The organism is Natronococcus sp. (assembly GCF_047921035.1).
Lineage (GTDB): Archaea > Halobacteriota > Halobacteria > Halobacteriales > Natrialbaceae > Natronococcus.
Genome location: NZ_JBLRWX010000091.1, coordinates 1 through 14,250 on the forward strand (window position 1 = coordinate 1; position 14,250 = coordinate 14,250).

17 protein-coding genes and 1 pseudogene are annotated in these 14,250 nt (G+C 66.3%); 13 read left to right on the forward strand and 5 right to left on the reverse strand.

What is annotated here, in order from left to right; genetic code table 11:
- Both ACNA7R_RS15850 and ACNA7R_RS15855 read right to left on the reverse strand, forming a co-directional pair.
- The coding region (locus ACNA7R_RS15850; protein WP_416284514.1) for an OB-fold nucleic acid binding domain-containing protein at positions 1-2,184 on the reverse strand (2,184 nt) is incomplete at its 3' end.
- A 101-nt stretch (positions 2,185-2,285) separates the two neighbouring features.
- Positions 2,286-2,549, reverse strand: a complete 264-nt coding sequence (locus ACNA7R_RS15855; RefSeq protein ID WP_008424064.1) for a hypothetical protein — start codon at positions 2,547-2,549, stop codon at positions 2,286-2,288.
- Positions 2,550-2,702: 153 nt separating this feature from the next.
- Between ACNA7R_RS15855 and ACNA7R_RS15860 the strand changes: the two genes are divergently transcribed.
- From ACNA7R_RS15860 to ACNA7R_RS15880, 5 genes are all read left to right on the forward strand, one after another.
- Positions 2,703-3,431, forward strand: a complete 729-nt coding sequence (locus ACNA7R_RS15860) for a metal-dependent hydrolase (protein WP_416284515.1) — start codon at positions 2,703-2,705, stop codon at positions 3,429-3,431.
- A gap of 103 nt (positions 3,432-3,534) precedes the next feature.
- Positions 3,535-3,930 carry an OsmC family protein gene (locus ACNA7R_RS15865; protein ID WP_416284516.1) on the forward strand — a complete coding sequence of 132 codons (396 nt, stop codon included), beginning with the start codon at positions 3,535-3,537 and terminating at the stop codon, positions 3,928-3,930.
- Between the two features lie 42 nt (positions 3,931-3,972).
- Positions 3,973-5,025 carry a ComEC/Rec2 family competence protein gene (locus ACNA7R_RS15870; RefSeq protein WP_416284517.1) on the forward strand — a complete coding sequence of 351 codons (1,053 nt, stop codon included), beginning with the start codon at positions 3,973-3,975 and terminating at the stop codon, positions 5,023-5,025.
- A 391-nt stretch (positions 5,026-5,416) separates the two neighbouring features.
- Positions 5,417-5,917 (forward strand): gamma carbonic anhydrase family protein, encoded by a 501-nt coding sequence (locus tag ACNA7R_RS15875; RefSeq protein ID WP_416284518.1) that lies wholly within the window; start codon positions 5,417-5,419, stop codon positions 5,915-5,917.
- Between the two features lie 154 nt (positions 5,918-6,071).
- Positions 6,072-6,542, forward strand: a complete 471-nt coding sequence (locus ACNA7R_RS15880; RefSeq protein ID WP_416284519.1) for a DUF5799 family protein — start codon at positions 6,072-6,074, stop codon at positions 6,540-6,542.
- Between the two features lie 26 nt (positions 6,543-6,568).
- Here the strand turns inward: ACNA7R_RS15880 and ACNA7R_RS15885 are convergent, their stop codons facing one another.
- On the reverse strand, positions 6,569-6,709 hold the full coding sequence (locus tag ACNA7R_RS15885) for a hypothetical protein (RefSeq protein WP_416284520.1): 141 nt from the start codon (positions 6,707-6,709) through the stop codon (positions 6,569-6,571).
- Between the two features lie 112 nt (positions 6,710-6,821).
- Between ACNA7R_RS15885 and ACNA7R_RS15890 the strand changes: the two genes are divergently transcribed.
- The 5 genes from ACNA7R_RS15890 (at position 6,822) to ACNA7R_RS15910 (ending at position 9,608) form a co-directional block, all read left to right on the forward strand.
- Complete coding sequence (locus tag ACNA7R_RS15890) at positions 6,822-7,112, forward strand: hypothetical protein (RefSeq protein ID WP_416284521.1); 291 nt, start codon at positions 6,822-6,824, stop codon at positions 7,110-7,112.
- Between the two features lie 97 nt (positions 7,113-7,209).
- Positions 7,210-7,791 (forward strand): biotin transporter BioY, encoded by a 582-nt coding sequence (locus tag ACNA7R_RS15895; RefSeq protein WP_416284522.1) that lies wholly within the window; start codon positions 7,210-7,212, stop codon positions 7,789-7,791.
- Entirely contained in the window at positions 7,791-8,519 is a 729-nt protein-coding gene (locus ACNA7R_RS15900) for an energy-coupling factor ABC transporter ATP-binding protein (RefSeq protein ID WP_416284523.1), read from the forward strand. The genes ACNA7R_RS15895 and ACNA7R_RS15900 overlap by 1 nt, the downstream gene beginning before the upstream one ends.
- On the forward strand, positions 8,513-9,217 hold the full coding sequence (locus tag ACNA7R_RS15905; RefSeq protein WP_416284524.1) for an energy-coupling factor transporter transmembrane component T family protein: 705 nt from the start codon (positions 8,513-8,515) through the stop codon (positions 9,215-9,217). Before ACNA7R_RS15900 ends, ACNA7R_RS15905 begins: the two co-directional genes overlap by 7 nt.
- A gap of 118 nt (positions 9,218-9,335) precedes the next feature.
- Positions 9,336-9,608 (forward strand): hypothetical protein, encoded by a 273-nt coding sequence (locus ACNA7R_RS15910; protein ID WP_416284525.1) that lies wholly within the window; start codon positions 9,336-9,338, stop codon positions 9,606-9,608.
- A 98-nt stretch (positions 9,609-9,706) separates the two neighbouring features.
- Here the strand turns inward: ACNA7R_RS15910 and ACNA7R_RS15915 are convergent, their stop codons facing one another.
- Together ACNA7R_RS15915 and ACNA7R_RS15920 are read right to left on the reverse strand one after the other, a co-directional pair.
- A complete protein-coding gene (locus ACNA7R_RS15915) occupies positions 9,707-10,681 on the reverse strand; it encodes a polysaccharide deacetylase family protein (RefSeq protein ID WP_416284526.1) in 975 nt (324 codons plus the stop codon).
- A gap of 244 nt (positions 10,682-10,925) precedes the next feature.
- Entirely contained in the window at positions 10,926-11,969 is a 1,044-nt protein-coding gene (locus ACNA7R_RS15920) for an AI-2E family transporter (protein WP_416284527.1), read from the reverse strand.
- Positions 11,970-12,194: 225 nt separating this feature from the next.
- Between ACNA7R_RS15920 and ACNA7R_RS15925 the strand changes: the two genes are divergently transcribed.
- The 3 genes and pseudogenes from ACNA7R_RS15925 to ACNA7R_RS15935 form a co-directional block, all read left to right on the forward strand.
- Entirely contained in the window at positions 12,195-12,395 is a 201-nt protein-coding gene (locus ACNA7R_RS15925) for a hypothetical protein (RefSeq protein WP_278291092.1), read from the forward strand.
- Between the two features lie 271 nt (positions 12,396-12,666).
- Positions 12,667-13,209: a gas vesicle protein GvpH gene (gvpH, locus tag ACNA7R_RS15930; RefSeq protein ID WP_416284528.1), complete on the forward strand. Its 543-nt coding sequence runs from the start codon at positions 12,667-12,669 to the stop codon at positions 13,207-13,209.
- A gap of 292 nt (positions 13,210-13,501) precedes the next feature.
- Positions 13,502-14,250, forward strand: a pseudogene (locus ACNA7R_RS15935) (site-specific integrase); the annotation flags it as partial.

Genomic DNA, 14,250 nt, shown 5'->3' on the forward strand with positions numbered 1-14,250 from the left:
CTTTTCGCCGGAGAACCAGTCGGCCTGGGTCCGTGCGTTCCCGCTGAGGCTTGCCATCAACCCGACGGCCCTGGTCAAAGGGAACTTGCCGGGATACTTGAGGAACTCGACGTGGCCGTCCCGCCCGCCGACGACGTGGACGCCGCCGTTCGGAACCCGTTCGGCGATCGCGTTACCGAGCGCGCGGACGTCGATCGCCTCGGTCGTGCGGACGTGGAGTTCGTCGTCGCCGATACCGAGCGTGGCGGCCGACTCCTCGCGCTCGCGGCGGTGAAGTGCGTCGAGCAGCAGGATCGTCGTCGGGAAGTCGTACCGGTGGGTGAAGGCGTCGGTGTCGAGGACGGTGACGGTCAGCCCGTCTACCTCCTGGACCGAGCGGTTCTCGCGGGCGGTCTCGAGTTCGGTCTCGAGCTTGTCGCGGAACTGTTCGGAGACGTGGGCCGCGAGGTCGGCGTTGCCGTCGAACAGCAGGTCTGCGACGAGTTCGCGCTTGTCCTTGTAGCTCTGGTAGAACGCCTCGAGCGCGACGGCCTCGCGTCGCTCGGAGATGTCCGTCTCGTCGTAACCGGCCTCGGTGGCCAGCTCGAGGTACGCCTCGGGAGCGTTCTCCCAGTAGCTGACCGCCGGGAGGTGCTCGAGGTCGCCGCGGACGTCGTCGTTGACGTGGGCGGCGACGTTCGCCGCGAGGGCGGTCGAGGTCAGGTCGGCGACATCGGCGCCGGAAAGCGACGGCGCGACGGCCGCCGAGACGGCGTCGACGATCTCCTCGTCGGCGCGGCTGTCGTCGATCACCAGCGCCTCGGCGCCGTACAGCGAGAGCAGTTCGTAGCCGTCGACGGACTCGGCGGTCGCGCCGGTGCCGACGAGCACGACCAGCGGCAGCTGCTCGTCGTGACGGTCGCGGGCCTCGAGCATCGAGGTGACGTCGTCGGTCGCGGCGTCCATGTCGTACACCCGACCCTCGAGCGGGCGGCGCTCGAAGTAGTGGTACTCGGCGTCCTCGCGGGTGTGTTTCTCGCGGATCAGTGGGAGCGCGGCGCGCTCGATGGCGGCGCCGGCGACGTAGCCGTCGGCGGTCGCGGCGTGGCGAACGACGACGGGACGGGCCTCCATGATCGCGCGCCGGATCGCCGTCGCGGCGTCGCCGATCTCCTCCTCGACGGCCGCGACCGCGTCGTGGTCGGCCAGCAGCGAGACGTCGGCCGGTCGGGCCTCGCGCTCGATCGCGCTCTCGAGGCGGTCGACGACGGTCTCGCGGGCCTCGTCCTCGAGGACCTCGAGGGTCTCGGTCTCGACCTGCAGATCGCCGTGGTGGCGTTCGATCTCGCCCTCGAGGGCGACGACGTCCTCGACGTCGACGTCGGGGTAGGCCCGGACGCCGGCCTCCTCGAAGGCCGCACACTCGACGGTGCCGGTCTCGTCGCGCAGTTCGAAGACCGTCGGGCCGGAGGTCTGGCGGACGCCGGTGATCTCGCCCTCGAGGCGGACGACGCTGCCGACCTGGTTCTCGATGGCGTCGATCGTCGTTCGCTTCAGCGCCGGCTCGGCTTCGGGTTCGGCGTCGGCGGCGTCGTCGGTCGCGGACGTCGAGACCGTCGTCGTCTCGGCGGCGACGGAGCCGCTCTCGGCGGCGACCGTCTCGGCGCCGCCGGTAGACGGACTCGAGTCGTCGCTCGGTCCGGCGTCGTCGGCGCTCGCGCTGGGGCCGGCGTCAGCATTACCGTCGCTCGCGCTGGGACCGGCGTCAGCGTTACCGTCGCTCGCGCTCGGTCCGGCGTCGGTCTCGTCGGCCTCGTCCTCGACCTCCTCGGGGAGGAACTCGTCGTCGGCCGTCTCGACCAGGTGACCGCGGAACTCGCGTTCGCGCTGGCGGATCGACCAGCCGAGGTCGACGTTGCCGTTGTCCCGAACGTCGAGCACCTGGACGAAGACCTCGTCGCCGGGCTCCCAGTCGAGGCTCTCGAGTCGCTTGTCCAGTTCGCTTCTGTGCAACAGGCCGGTGACGTGGTCGCCGACGTCGATGAAGACACCGAAGTCGGCGTAGCCGTCGACGGTTCCCCGGTAGTAGCGACCGGGGGTGAGCTGCGAGGGTGCGGTCCCGCGGAACTCGAAGACCGCATCCTCCTCGTGACTCTCGCAGATCTCGCCGTCGACAGACGTACCGCAGATGATACAGTTACCCATCTACACGGACCAAGCAGTTTCGCCCTAAAACGGTTGTCGGAATGCGTTCGCGGCAGTACCGTTCGATCCGCGCGCGGAACTCCCCCGGGATCGACCCTCGTTCACTCGAAAACGGGGGAGTCGTCCTCGAGCGCCTCGACGTCCTCGACGATCTTGCGGACGTCCTCGGGGAACAGCGACACCTGGACCTCGTTGCCGTCCTCGTCCTCGAAGACGAGTTTGACCCGCTTGTCGCCGAACTCGCGGGCCTCGGCCTCCTCGACGTCGAACAGCTTGACCGTCGCGGACTTGTTCGTCGGACCGACGTTCTTGATCGATCCCTCGTTCAGTTCGACCATGAACTCCTCGAGCGAAAGTGAGAGCATACCCCGCTGTAAGGGAGCCGGATAAAAAACGCCACGGCATCGGCCCGCGGGTTGCCGGCTCGCCCGCGTCCGGCAGCTACCCGCATCGTGGGCGGGCCACGGCAGTTCCCGCGGCCAGTTTTAAGACGGTTTCCGACCAACCGTTGGCCTGCTATGGAACTCACCTGGCACGGCCACTCGACGTGGCACGTCACCGTCGGCGACACCGACCTGCTGATCGACCCGTTCTTCGACAACCCGAAGACGGATCTCGAGCCGTCGGACGTCGACGACCCGGACTACGTCCTGCTCACGCACGGCCACGCCGATCACATCGCCGACGCGGGCGAGTTCAGCGACGCGACGCTGGTCGCGACCCCCGAACTCGTCTCCTACTGCGAGGAGGAGTTCGGCTTCGAGGACGCCGTCGGCGGGATGGGGATGAACCTCGGCGGGACCGTCGAGTGTGAGGACGCGTTCGTCACGATGGTTCGAGCCGACCACACCAACGGCATCATGACCGAGCCGGACGCGAGCGCGGGCATGCCCGCCGGATTCGTGATCTCCGATACGAAACCGACCCAGGTCGCAGACGAGGAGTCGACGACGTTCTACCACGCGGGCGACACCTCGCTGATGACCGAGATGCGCGAGGTGATCGGTCCGTACCTCGAACCGGACGCCGCGGCGGTACCGATGGGCGACCACTTCACGATGGGGCCCTGGCAGGCCGCCGTCGCCGTCGACTGGCTCGACGTCGACCACGCGTTCCCCCAGCACTACGATACGTTCCCGCCGATCGAGCAGGACCCCGAGCAGTTCGAAAGCGAGGTCGCGGGGACGGGCAGCGACGCCGAGGTCCACGTCCTCGAGGCCGACGAGCCGTTCGAACTCGAGAGCTGAAGCGGTCGGACGTATCCGTCTTTTATTCCGCGCGAACTCGAACCGGACGGTGTTGCCCCCGAGAACAACGTTTACGGCGACGGCAGTGGTTGTCCAGACTGCGATGTCGAAACAAGTCACCACCGTCTCCGAGGAGGGGTTCAGCGCGACGAACGAGATCGGCGAGTTCGAGACGACGATCGACGCCGAAGGCGAGGAAGCGCCGGACACCCTCGAGAGCCTGCTGGCGGCGTACGCGTCCTGTTACGTCCCCGCACTGCGCGTCGGGGGCCAGCAGCGCGACGCCGGCGACCTCGGCCGGATCGAGATCGAGTCGACGGGCGAACTCAACGACGACGACAAACTCGAGTCGGTTCACTTCGACATCCGCGTCGAGGGCGACGTCGACGACGAGACCGGGCAGAAGGTAATCGACCGGGCGTTCGAGCTCTGTAAGGTCCACGACGCGCTGAAATCGGACCTCCACGCCGACACCGACTTCCAGGGCGACGCCTTCTAGAACCGAGAACTACTTCTTTCCCGACCGCCGCGAACGTAGGTAGTGTCCGGTCGTTTCGACTCCCGTACCAGACGAACCGCCCTGATCGTCGTCGCCGTCGTGCTTCTCGCGTTGAGCGGTTGTATCGGCGACGACGGCGCCAGCGGGGACGGCGAGGAGATCGAAACCGAGCAGCCGACCGGCGAACTCGAGATCCACCACGTCGACGTCGGCCAGGCCGACGCGGCCCTCGTCGTGACGCCGTCGGGGGAGACGATCCTGATCGACACCGGCGACTGGCGCGACGACGGCCGGGACGTCATCGACTACCTCGAGCGCCACGAAGTCGACCGGATCGACCACCTCGTCGCGACCCACGCCCACGCCGATCACATCGGGGGTCACGCCGCCGTCATCGAACACCTCGAGGAAGACGGTGAGGGGGTCGGCGCGGCCTACGATTCGGGGGTCGTCCACACGAGCGGGACCTACGACCGCTACCTCGAAGCCGTCGAAACGTACGAGGTCACGCTGTTTCAGGTCGCCGAGGGCGACGAGCTTCCCCTCGAGGACGACGCCACCAATGCGACGGTGCTGAACCCGCCCGAGGGCGACTCGGGCGACGACCTCCACTACAACAGCGTCGCCCTCACCGTGGAGTTCGGCAACTTCTCGTACCTGACGACTGGCGACGCCGAACGGGACGCCGAACGGCGACTCCTCGAGGAGCGTGGCGACGACCTCGCGGCCGACGTCTACCAGGCGGGCCACCACGGCTCCTCGACGTCCTCGACCGAGCCGTTCCTCGACGCCGTCGACCCCCAGGTGGCGGTGATCTCGAGCGCCGAGGGCTCCCAGTACGGCCACCCCCACGACGAGGTCCTCGAGTCGTTCGCCGACCGGGGTATCGAAACCTACTGGACCGGGGTTCACGGCCACGTCGTGGTGACGACCGACGGCGAGGAGACGACGCTCGAGACCGAGCGCGAGGCGCCGACAGACCCGGCGGAACTTCGGGATCACGACCCGGGGCGGGAAGCGATCGCGCCCTCGATCGACGGTCCGGCGGCGATCGATCCGTCGACCGCCGTCGTCTCGAGTCGCTCGATCGACTGATCGCCGACTCGTGGGGTTTCGGTCGGCGACGCGACTCGGCGTTCGAGTCGAGCGGAAAGGGAAGGAAGTCGCAGAACGGAAGCGGGGTCTGACCCCCCTGATCAAGGTGACTGTCTTGGGTGAACGGAAGCGGGGTCGAACCCTCCACGTCGAAGGTGACCGTCTTCGGGGAACGGAAGCGGGGTAGACTTCCTGGGTCGAAGATGGGGCCTTCGATGCACGGCAGCGGGCTACGGATGTATTCCGGTACGTCCGTCCACTGCCTACTTCTGGGTAGTGGGGATACCGCATTAGAGCTACTGCCAACATACATTGGTATTTATACGAGGCTCGGTTCGAATACGCCTCGACCGACGGTAGATTCAAGCCCCGTTCGCGAGAGATGTCCGCCATGCTTCGTTCATTCGACGGCACGGAACCGCAGATCGCCGACTCGGCGTACGTCGACGAGAGCGCGGTCGTGATCGGGAACGTCGTCCTCGAGGCCGATGCCAGCGTCTGGCCGAATACGACTCTCCGGGGCGACCACGGCCGGATCGTCGTCGGCGAGGGCGCGAACGTCCAGGACAACGCCGTCCTCCACGAGGACGCCGAACTCGAGCCCTACGCCACGGTCGGCCACAGCGCGATCGTCCACGACGCGACCGTTTGCGAGCGCGCGCTGGTCGGGATGAACGCCGTGGTCCTCGACGGCGCCCGGATCGGCGAGGGAGGGGTCGTCGCGGCCGGCAGCGTCGTCACGGAGGGAACCGAGGTCGAACCCGAGACGCTCGTCGCCGGCGCGCCCGCGGAACCGAAAGCCGAGATCGACGACCCGCGCCTCGAGGAGACGGCCGATCGGTACGTCGCGCTCTCGACTCGTCACGCCGAACGCTCGGAACGCCTCGATTGATACGGTTTACTGTAAGTCATTTCCGGCGCAACCGCCGCCCGGGTCGCGGTTGCGCCGGTAAATCGGTACAGCAATCCGTATGAGCCCAGGATCGCCTCCCGTCGGCGCTGCGGCGAGGGAAACGCTGATACGCACACCCGCGCAATCGACGGCCATGAGCGACACCTCGTGGACGGACCGGATCGTCGGCGAACGGATGACCGTCGATCAGGAGTTCTCCGCACGCGTCCAGGACTCGCGGTTCTCGAGCCAGCAGTGGAGCCTGATCATGACCGCCGCCGAGTTCGAGATCGAGGACGCCGACGATCCCGAGCGGGCGCGGATCGTCGCCAACACCGAGAAGGTCGACCAGATCATCCCCGAACTCGAGAACGTCGAACAGCAGATGGGCGCGATGGGCGGTCAGGGCGGCGGTGGCGGCACCCCGGGTGCCTCGGGGTCCTCGGGCGGGGTCGTCGACTCCATCCTCGGCGCGCTCGGCCTCGGCGGTGACGGCGGCGACGACCGGGAGGAACAGCTTCGGGCGGCCGAACAGCTCACCCAGGAGTACGCCGACGAGTTGCAGAACCAGCTCGAGTCGAAGGGGCGCTGGGAGTCGGTCCGGCAGGCCGCAGCCGGCGACTGAGACCGTCAGCGACCCGTCACGTTCCCTTAGCCCGCGTGAAAGAGCGTGTACTCGCTGGCTTCGTAGATGTTGATCAGCTCCACGACGAGCTCGTCGTCGGACTCGTCCTCGATGCGCAGTCCGTCCAGCCGTTCGACGGTCTCCGCCTCGAGTTCGATAGTGGGCATACCAGTCCGTTCGTCGCCGAGGAGCAAAAGCCTCGCGGGGAGCTATCACACCACACCCCTCGAGCACGGCCGAGCCACAGGGTCTTTAGGTGCGCCACCCCTCCCTCGGGGTATGACCGACGACGTCGACACGACCACGATTACGATCTCGACCGACGACGACGAGACCGACGAGGTCACGCTCCCGTCCGGACTCATCGACCTCCTCGCCGAGGGTGACCAGGACGCCGCCGAGACCGTCGGCGACATCACCCTCCTCTCCTTTGCCAGCCGCGCCCACCACATCGTCCACCACGGCGAGGGGTCGGATCCGGAGCTCGAGGCCCAGGAGGAACGCATCATGGACCAGTTCGAGGAGCGGTTCGGGCAGACCTTCGCCGAGGCGACCGGTCACCAGCACTAACCGACGACTCCTCCTTCCGGCGTGACTCTACCGGCAGCGACGGCTGACGCGGTCCGTAAACCGAAGTTTTGATCACGGTTTACGGCAGTGGTGACGTATGGCAACCGAACGGAGAGACGTCGACCTCGTCGACGGCGACGTCGTCCAGGCGTTCGCTCGAGCGGCCCTGCTCGCGACGCTGCTCGGCGCGGCGGCACCGATCGCGATACCGATCCCGTTCTCCCCGGCGCCGATCACGCTGCAGGTGCTGTTCGTCTTCCTCGCGGGACTGCTGCTCGGCCCGCTCTGGGGACCGGTCTCGATACTGCTGTACCTCGCCGCCGGCGCGATCGGACTCCCGGTGTTCGCGGGGATGGCCGGCGGGCTCGGCGTCCTCGTCGGGGATTCGGCCGGCTACCTCTGGTCGTACCCCCTGGCCGCCGGCCTGATCGGGCTGCTCGTCCACCGCGGGACCGACCTGCGGGACCCCGCCGAGGTCTCGACGGCGCTGGTCGTCGTCGCGCTGGTCACCGCGACCGTCCTCATCTACGGGATGGGCGTGGGCTACATGGCCTGGCTGCTCGAGCTCGAGCTCTGGGAGGCGATTACCGTCGGAGCATTGCCGTTCATCCCCGGTGAACTGGTGAAGATCGCCGCCGCCGTCGCGATCGTCGAGAGCGGTCGGATCGACACCGTCTGATGCTCGAGTTTCGCTCCGTCTCGTTCGGCTTCGACGACGTCCGGGTGCTCGAGGACGTCTCGCTCTCGATCCCGGACGGCGAGTTCGTCGTCCTCGCGGGAGCGAACGGCAGCGGGAAGACGACTCTGCTGCGTCACTGCAACGGCCTGCTGAGTCCCGACGAGGGAACGGTGCTGGTCGACGGGACCGCCGTCGAGGACGACGTCATCGGCGCCCGGACGAGCGTCGGAATGGTGTTCCAACACCCCCGGGATCAGTTCGTCGCCGCGACCGTCCGCGACGACGTCGCCTTCGGCCCCGCGAACCTCGGCCTCGAGCGCACCGAAATCGATCGCCGCGTCGCCGAGGCCCTCGAGGCGGTGAACCTTCGGGGACGCGAGGACGAACGGATCGACCGGCTCTCGGGCGGCGAGCAGTCCCGCGTGGCTATCGCGGGCGCGCTCGCGATGGAGCCGACCCATCTGGTGCTCGACGAACCCTTCACCGGGCTCGACGAGCCCGCGCGCCGCTCGGTGGTGGGTCGACTCGAGGCGCTGGCCGCCGACGGCACCGGGATCCTGCTCGCGACTCACGACCTGCGGGACGTCCTCGGCCTGGCCGACCGCGTGATCGCGATGGCCGGCGGACGGGTCGTCGTCGACGACTCCCCCGAGCGGGCCCTCGAGGGACTGGACGGACTGCCGGTTCGCGTCCCTCGAGCGCGGGCGGATCTCGAGGAGCGATGCTGACCTACGAGCCCGGCGAGACGGTCGTCCACGATCTGGACCCCCGGAGCAAGCTCGCGGTCCAGATCGGCTTCGCGGCGACCGCGCTCGCTCACACCGCGCCGCGCGCTCTGCTCGGGCTCTCGGTTTTCACCGCGGCAGTACTGGCGCTCGCGCGGGTCCCCGTGCTTCGGACGCTGTACGCCTACCGGTTCGCGCTGGTGATCCTCGCGGTCGGTCCCCTCGTCGCGGCCGCGACCCTCGGTCCGCCGTGGCTCGACCTCGAGGCCGGTCTCGTCACCGCGCTCGCGAGCTACCGCGTGCTGCTCGTCCTCCTCGTCAGCGCCGCCTACGTTCGGACGACGCCCGTTCGGGAGTCTCGGGCGGCGATCCAGCGGACGATTCCCGGAAAGCCCGGGCAGCTGCTCGGAACCGGCGTCGCGCTGGTCTTTCGGTTCCTGCCTGTCGTGCAGTCCGACCTGCGGACGATCCGGGACGCGTCGGCTGCGCGGCTCGGCACCGAACGGGGCGCGCTCGAGCGCGCGACGACGATCGGTCTCCTCGGGCTCTCGCGGACGTTCGACCGCGCCGACCGGCTCTCGCTGGCCCTGCGGGCGAGGTGTTTCTCCTGGAATCCCACACTGCCGACGCTCGCGTTTTCCCGACGGGACGTTCCCGCGCTGGGCGTCGCGGTCGTGTTGATCCTGACGGCGTTCCTGTGATCCCGGAAATTCGGGCTCGAGAAGCGGCCTGTCCGGCTCTCCGGGCGAACAGTTCTGCAGACGGGAGTATTGAGCAAGCCGGAATCATTAACCTCCATCCGATCGATCCCCCTAGTGAATGGCGCTTCGCCCCGGCGACATGGTCCGCGTACGTCCGGATCGATTACCCGACTCGATCGAGCGGGAACTTCCGCAGGCGGGAGCCGCCGTCGGCCGGATCCTCGAGACGAACGACGTCTCACTGGTCGACCTCGAGTGGTACGTCGACTACGCCAGCGGCGCGGTGATGGACGGCGTCCTCCCGAAACGCCGCAGCGACCTGCTCTGTCTCCCGACCGATGCCCTCGAGAAGATCAGCCACGACGAGTACATGGAACAGCGGACGCCCTGAGCCGACTCCAAGTCGCCGTTTGAGACGCTGGCGCTCTTCGTTTCGATAGCTTCGCCCGGGAGCTGAGACTGCGGGCTACTGTGGTCCCGGGGACTAACTCACCCGGTTCGCTCCTCGAGGACGGCGAACGCCTCGTCGAGGGTCACGATCGCGAGATCGCGCTCGAGGGCGGCCTCGATGGTGTAGCGGATGCGATCCTCGGTGAGCGTGTCGAACTGGGAGTGGCCGCCGACGATCGAGAGGACGTCCTCCTCGGCGGCAGTATCCATGAACTCGTCAATGTCGTCTTCGCTCGCCGTGTCGGTCTCGACGTACATCCGCCGCATCGTCGTCGGGTCGAGTCCCTCGAGTTCGTTGTGGCCGCCGCCGTAGCGGTGGTTCGCGACCGCCTCGTAGTGGTCCCGGACGACGTCCTCGGCGACCCCGTGATACCGACCGTACGGGTAGACGAACCCGGTCACGTCGAGGCGCCACGCCTCGAGCTGTTCGTCCGTCTTCTCGAGGATCTCACGGATGAACGCCTCGGAATAGCGCACGTAGCCCGAAACGTCGATCGACTCCGTCAGGGGTTCCTCGAGGTCGATGTACTCCCGACCGGACTCGCTTCCCTGTCCGGCGACGGTACCTTCGGCCCGGTTCTCCTCGTCGAAGACGACGAGCGGATCGCCCGCGACGTCGCCGTGGCGGTTGATGTCGACGTAGATCCGGTCGTCCCCCTCCTCGACCTCCTCGATCAGGGTGATGTAGCCGAGCGCGCGGTGTCGATACGTGTGGGACATGACTCCCCAGCCGGTTTCGTGCATCTCGGCGAGCTGTGCCGGCTCGAGGAACTCGTCGGACTCCGCCATCCAGCCGGGACAGGCCGCGACGCAACCGGGGACGTCGTACTCCCGGTGGACCTCGTAGGTCAGCGTGTAGTCCTCGATCGGGCTGTCGTCGTACGTGAAGACGACCATCCCCTCGCTGTCATCGATTGCTTCGATATCGTAGTCCGGCTGGACGCCGCCGTACACGGCAGCGGCGCTCCCCGCGGCGGTGGCGCCCGCTACCGTGAGGAAATTTCGTCGATCCACGGGCGCTCACCGCCGATTGCGGCCCCTCCGGACGGGGCAGTACGGACGTGACGGCGCATCGATGCGTCGTTTCGGTCCCGGTCTCGTCGCTGACTTCCTCCCGGACCTGTTTCGGAGCGTGCTGACTACCATCTCTGAAAGACCGTTTTTCGTCCTAACGTATCAAAGCGACTTTTTACGGTGAGAGACGGACGATGAGAAAAACCGTCTCGACCCGTCCGTTGCTCGAGCGCCCGCGAGACCCTCACGCCGCCGAGCCGTTCCACTCCCGGCTGAAGAGGTCGAAGGAGATCTTGGCCGCGCCGAGGACGACGGGACCGACGAACAGTCCGATCGCGCCAAACACCGCGACGCCGCCGAAGATCCCGACGACGATCACCGCGGCGCTGAGCGCGCCGCTCTTCCCGATGATGGCCGGGCGGAGGTACATATCGGAGACGCTGACGAGCGTTCCGTAACCGACCAGCCCCAGGGCCGCCAGCGGCCGTCCGACGGCGACGAGGTAGATCGAGACCGGGACCCAGATCCCGAACGCTCCCACGAGCGGGAGCAAGGCGAGCACGAACGTCGCGACCGTGAGCAGGACGACACCCGGCACGTCGAGCACCCAGAGGCCGATCCCGAGCAACACGGCCTGGATCGCGGAGACGATCACGTTGCCGATCACCGACGCCCACATGAGCCGGTCGAGTTCGGCGAACAGTTCGTCCCTGGCGTCGTCGCTGATCGGCACCACGGTCTGGAGCCAGTCGACCAGTCGGTCGCCGTCCCGGAGCAGCCCGAAGAGGACGAACATCGTCACCGTCAGCCCGAACGCGATCGACGGCAGACCGCCGAGGAACTCGAGGGTCCCGGTGACCGCGCCGTGGAGTCCGTGGAGGCCGTCGTCGATCTGGCCCTGGTTGGCCTCGTAGGCCGCGACGGCGGCTTCGGGGTCGAGCTGGTAGCCGAAGCCCTCGAGTTCGTTCTGGATTGCCACCGTGTCCAACCCCTGCTGTTGGATCGTTCCCACCAGCTCCGACGCCTGTCGGATCGCGACGACGAGGACGTACAGCACCGGGAGCACGAGCACGAGCAGCGAGCCCGCGATCAACGCCAGCGCGGACGCGGTCGGGCTCAGGACCCGCTCGAGGACGGTCTGGAACGGCGTGAGCGCGTAGGCGAGCACGACGGCGAGCAGGACATACTGGAGGTACGGGAGGACGAGCAGCGTCGCGAGGACTCCGGTCACCAGCGCGACGATTCCGAGGGCGGACTGTTCGGTCAGCCCTCCACTTGTCTCGGTCATGGGACGTCAGTATCTCCGCTCGGCAAAGAGCGTATCCGATTCGCTCTCGAGGAGCAACCTTCCGGAGCGGAGACGAGGTGACCGATCCAGCCAGCTCTCGAGAAGATACTCGAGCCCGGCCTCGAGCTGTACGTCGTTCGCTCGAGTCCAGCATCAGAAGTCATTGATAACGTACAACAAGCTTATTACGAATCATGTATGATTCTGCGCCAGAGGTGGGATGGAATGAAGGCACGCCAACTAGACCCGACCGACAGACGCGTCCTCGAGCGAAACTACGATTACGCGCAGAAGAACGTTCGAGTGCTGTCGACGTGGTACGAGTGTGAGACCAAACGGATGATCGAACTGCTCGCCGAGAACGGGATCGACCTCTCGGCGAACGACGAGCAGCGATTCGGGCCGTACTACAGGGAAGCCCGATAGCGCCACCGGCGGGGAGCGGACTCCTCGTTCACGAATCCGCTCGACAAGAAGCCGGTAGCGGGACCGGAATCCACAGGAACACGACGAAACCGCTGACGACGGGTTCATCGGCATCGTCGACCTCGAGATCAGTACGGGTGAACTCACCACCGGACGAGACACGATTTTCCCCTCCCGAAAAGAACACGTAGCAAGTGCCAACTCCGGAGATATATTCTGTTGGAGGATAGCACGTGACATAGGGAGTACCCGCGATACAGAGGTGACCCCCATGGGCAACAAGGACGAAAACGAGCGGGACGACAGTGAACCGAACGCGCCCGGACGCGATACCCAACAGACGGATCCCTCCCTTGCGACAGCTATCGAGAGTTCGCTTCAAGCAGGACTGCGATCGTTGTCGGAGGGATTAGAGAAGGTCGTTGGAGAAGACGCGAAGCGATCTTCGAGAGGCCCTCCCCGATCGCGACCTCCGACTCGAAGAACTCGGACGGATCGGGAACAGCGCACGAACGAGCAGGAACGAACGCGAGCACGTACATCCCGGTCCACGGAGTGTTTGATCGATACTCGTCGAGACGACGGCGAGTTTGTCGTTATCGCTGATCTTCCCGGAGCCGACAAGGACGATCTCACGGCAGGGATCGATCCGAGAACGAACGAACTCGTTATCAGGAAAACGAACACCACCGTTGGTCGGGTCGAACTTCCCTGGAGTTCCCCCGAAATGCAAACGGCCTGGTTCAAAAACGGCGTTCTCGAGGTCTATATCCGATCGGACGACACCGAGCAGTCCGAGAAGTCGGTTTCGTAGCGTTCGGATTTCCCAGTTCGCTTCCACCCCGTCGTTCGATAAACGAACTGATCGAAACGACGCCGTGGGTTTCCGATGGACGGATGGGTCGATTCTGATGGTGAGCGTTACGAACTCGCCGAGCAAAACGTCGAGACATGTGAACGAACGATGAGTACGGGGAGAGAGTACCAGTCGAAACGGGGAGCAGCAACACGACGAGCTTCGAACTCCTTTCCGGAAGCCGGTGGAGAGCTGTGAACTCGGGGTTCAAAGCTACAGTTTTAACACTGTTGTCGTCGATGAGCGTAATATGGCCGCTGATACGCGACAACGCATCGACCGGCTTCGAACCCGCGCCGAGGACAGCAATGAGATCGACGCCGACGATCGCGAGCTGCTGATCAATTTCTCCGATCGGCTCGATCTCCTCGCACAGACCTACTCCGATTACCGTCACGAGAAGCTGCTCCGCCACGGCGTGATCATGGCCGAAGAGCTCGATGTCTCGCTCTCGGACGCGATCGAGGACCGCGATACTGCCGAGACGATCGTCGCCTGGATCAACCGCACCTACGACAACGAGGAGACGAATCGGGACTACCGCGCTGCTCTCCGCGTCATCGCAAAGCGCGTGACCGACGGCGACGACTGCCCCGACGCAGTCGAGTGGGTCCCGACCAGTACGTCTCGGAACTACGACCCGACGCCGGACCCGCGCGACATGCTCCGTTGGGAGGACGACGTCCAGCCGATGATCGACGAGTGTTACAACGCGCGCGACGCGGCGATGATCGCACTCCAGTTCGATGCGGGCCTCCGTGGCGGTGAGTTCAAGAACCTCTCCGTCGGCGACGTCCAGGACCACGATCACGGCCTCCAGGTCACGGTCGAAGGCAAGCAGGGTCGACGAACGGTCATGCTGATTCCGTCGGTTCCGTATGTCAACCGTTGGCTCGACGCGCATCCCAACCGGTCCGATCCCGACGCGCCGCTGTGGTCGAAGCTCCACCACGTTGAGGCGATCTCCGATCGAATGGTCTCGAAGATCCTCGACGAGGC

Bases quoted from the DNA above. Each gene is read 5' to 3' on its own strand.
- ACNA7R_RS15855 (WP_008424064.1), bottom strand. From the start codon at position 2,549: ATGCTCTCACTTTCGCTCGAGGAGTTCATGGTCGAACTGAACGAGGGA.
- ACNA7R_RS15860 (WP_416284515.1), top strand. From the start codon at position 2,703: ATGGAACTCACCTGGCACGGCCACTCGACGTGGCACGTCACCGTCGGC.
- ACNA7R_RS15865 (WP_416284516.1), top strand. From the start codon at position 3,535: ATGTCGAAACAAGTCACCACCGTCTCCGAGGAGGGGTTCAGCGCGACG.
- ACNA7R_RS15875 (WP_416284518.1), top strand. From the start codon at position 5,417: ATGCTTCGTTCATTCGACGGCACGGAACCGCAGATCGCCGACTCGGCG.
- ACNA7R_RS15880 (WP_416284519.1), top strand. From the start codon at position 6,072: ATGAGCGACACCTCGTGGACGGACCGGATCGTCGGCGAACGGATGACC.
- ACNA7R_RS15885 (WP_416284520.1), bottom strand. From the start codon at position 6,709: ATGCCCACTATCGAACTCGAGGCGGAGACCGTCGAACGGCTGGACGGA.
- ACNA7R_RS15890 (WP_416284521.1), top strand. From the start codon at position 6,822: ATGACCGACGACGTCGACACGACCACGATTACGATCTCGACCGACGAC.
- ACNA7R_RS15895 (WP_416284522.1), top strand. From the start codon at position 7,210: ATGGCAACCGAACGGAGAGACGTCGACCTCGTCGACGGCGACGTCGTC.
- ACNA7R_RS15900 (WP_416284523.1), top strand. From the start codon at position 7,791: ATGCTCGAGTTTCGCTCCGTCTCGTTCGGCTTCGACGACGTCCGGGTG.
- ACNA7R_RS15905 (WP_416284524.1), top strand. From the start codon at position 8,513: ATGCTGACCTACGAGCCCGGCGAGACGGTCGTCCACGATCTGGACCCC.
- ACNA7R_RS15910 (WP_416284525.1), top strand. From the start codon at position 9,336: ATGGCGCTTCGCCCCGGCGACATGGTCCGCGTACGTCCGGATCGATTA.
- ACNA7R_RS15920 (WP_416284527.1), bottom strand. From the start codon at position 11,969: ATGACCGAGACAAGTGGAGGGCTGACCGAACAGTCCGCCCTCGGAATC.
- ACNA7R_RS15925 (WP_278291092.1), top strand. From the start codon at position 12,195: ATGAAGGCACGCCAACTAGACCCGACCGACAGACGCGTCCTCGAGCGA.
- gvpH (WP_416284528.1), top strand. From the start codon at position 12,667: ATGGGCAACAAGGACGAAAACGAGCGGGACGACAGTGAACCGAACGCG.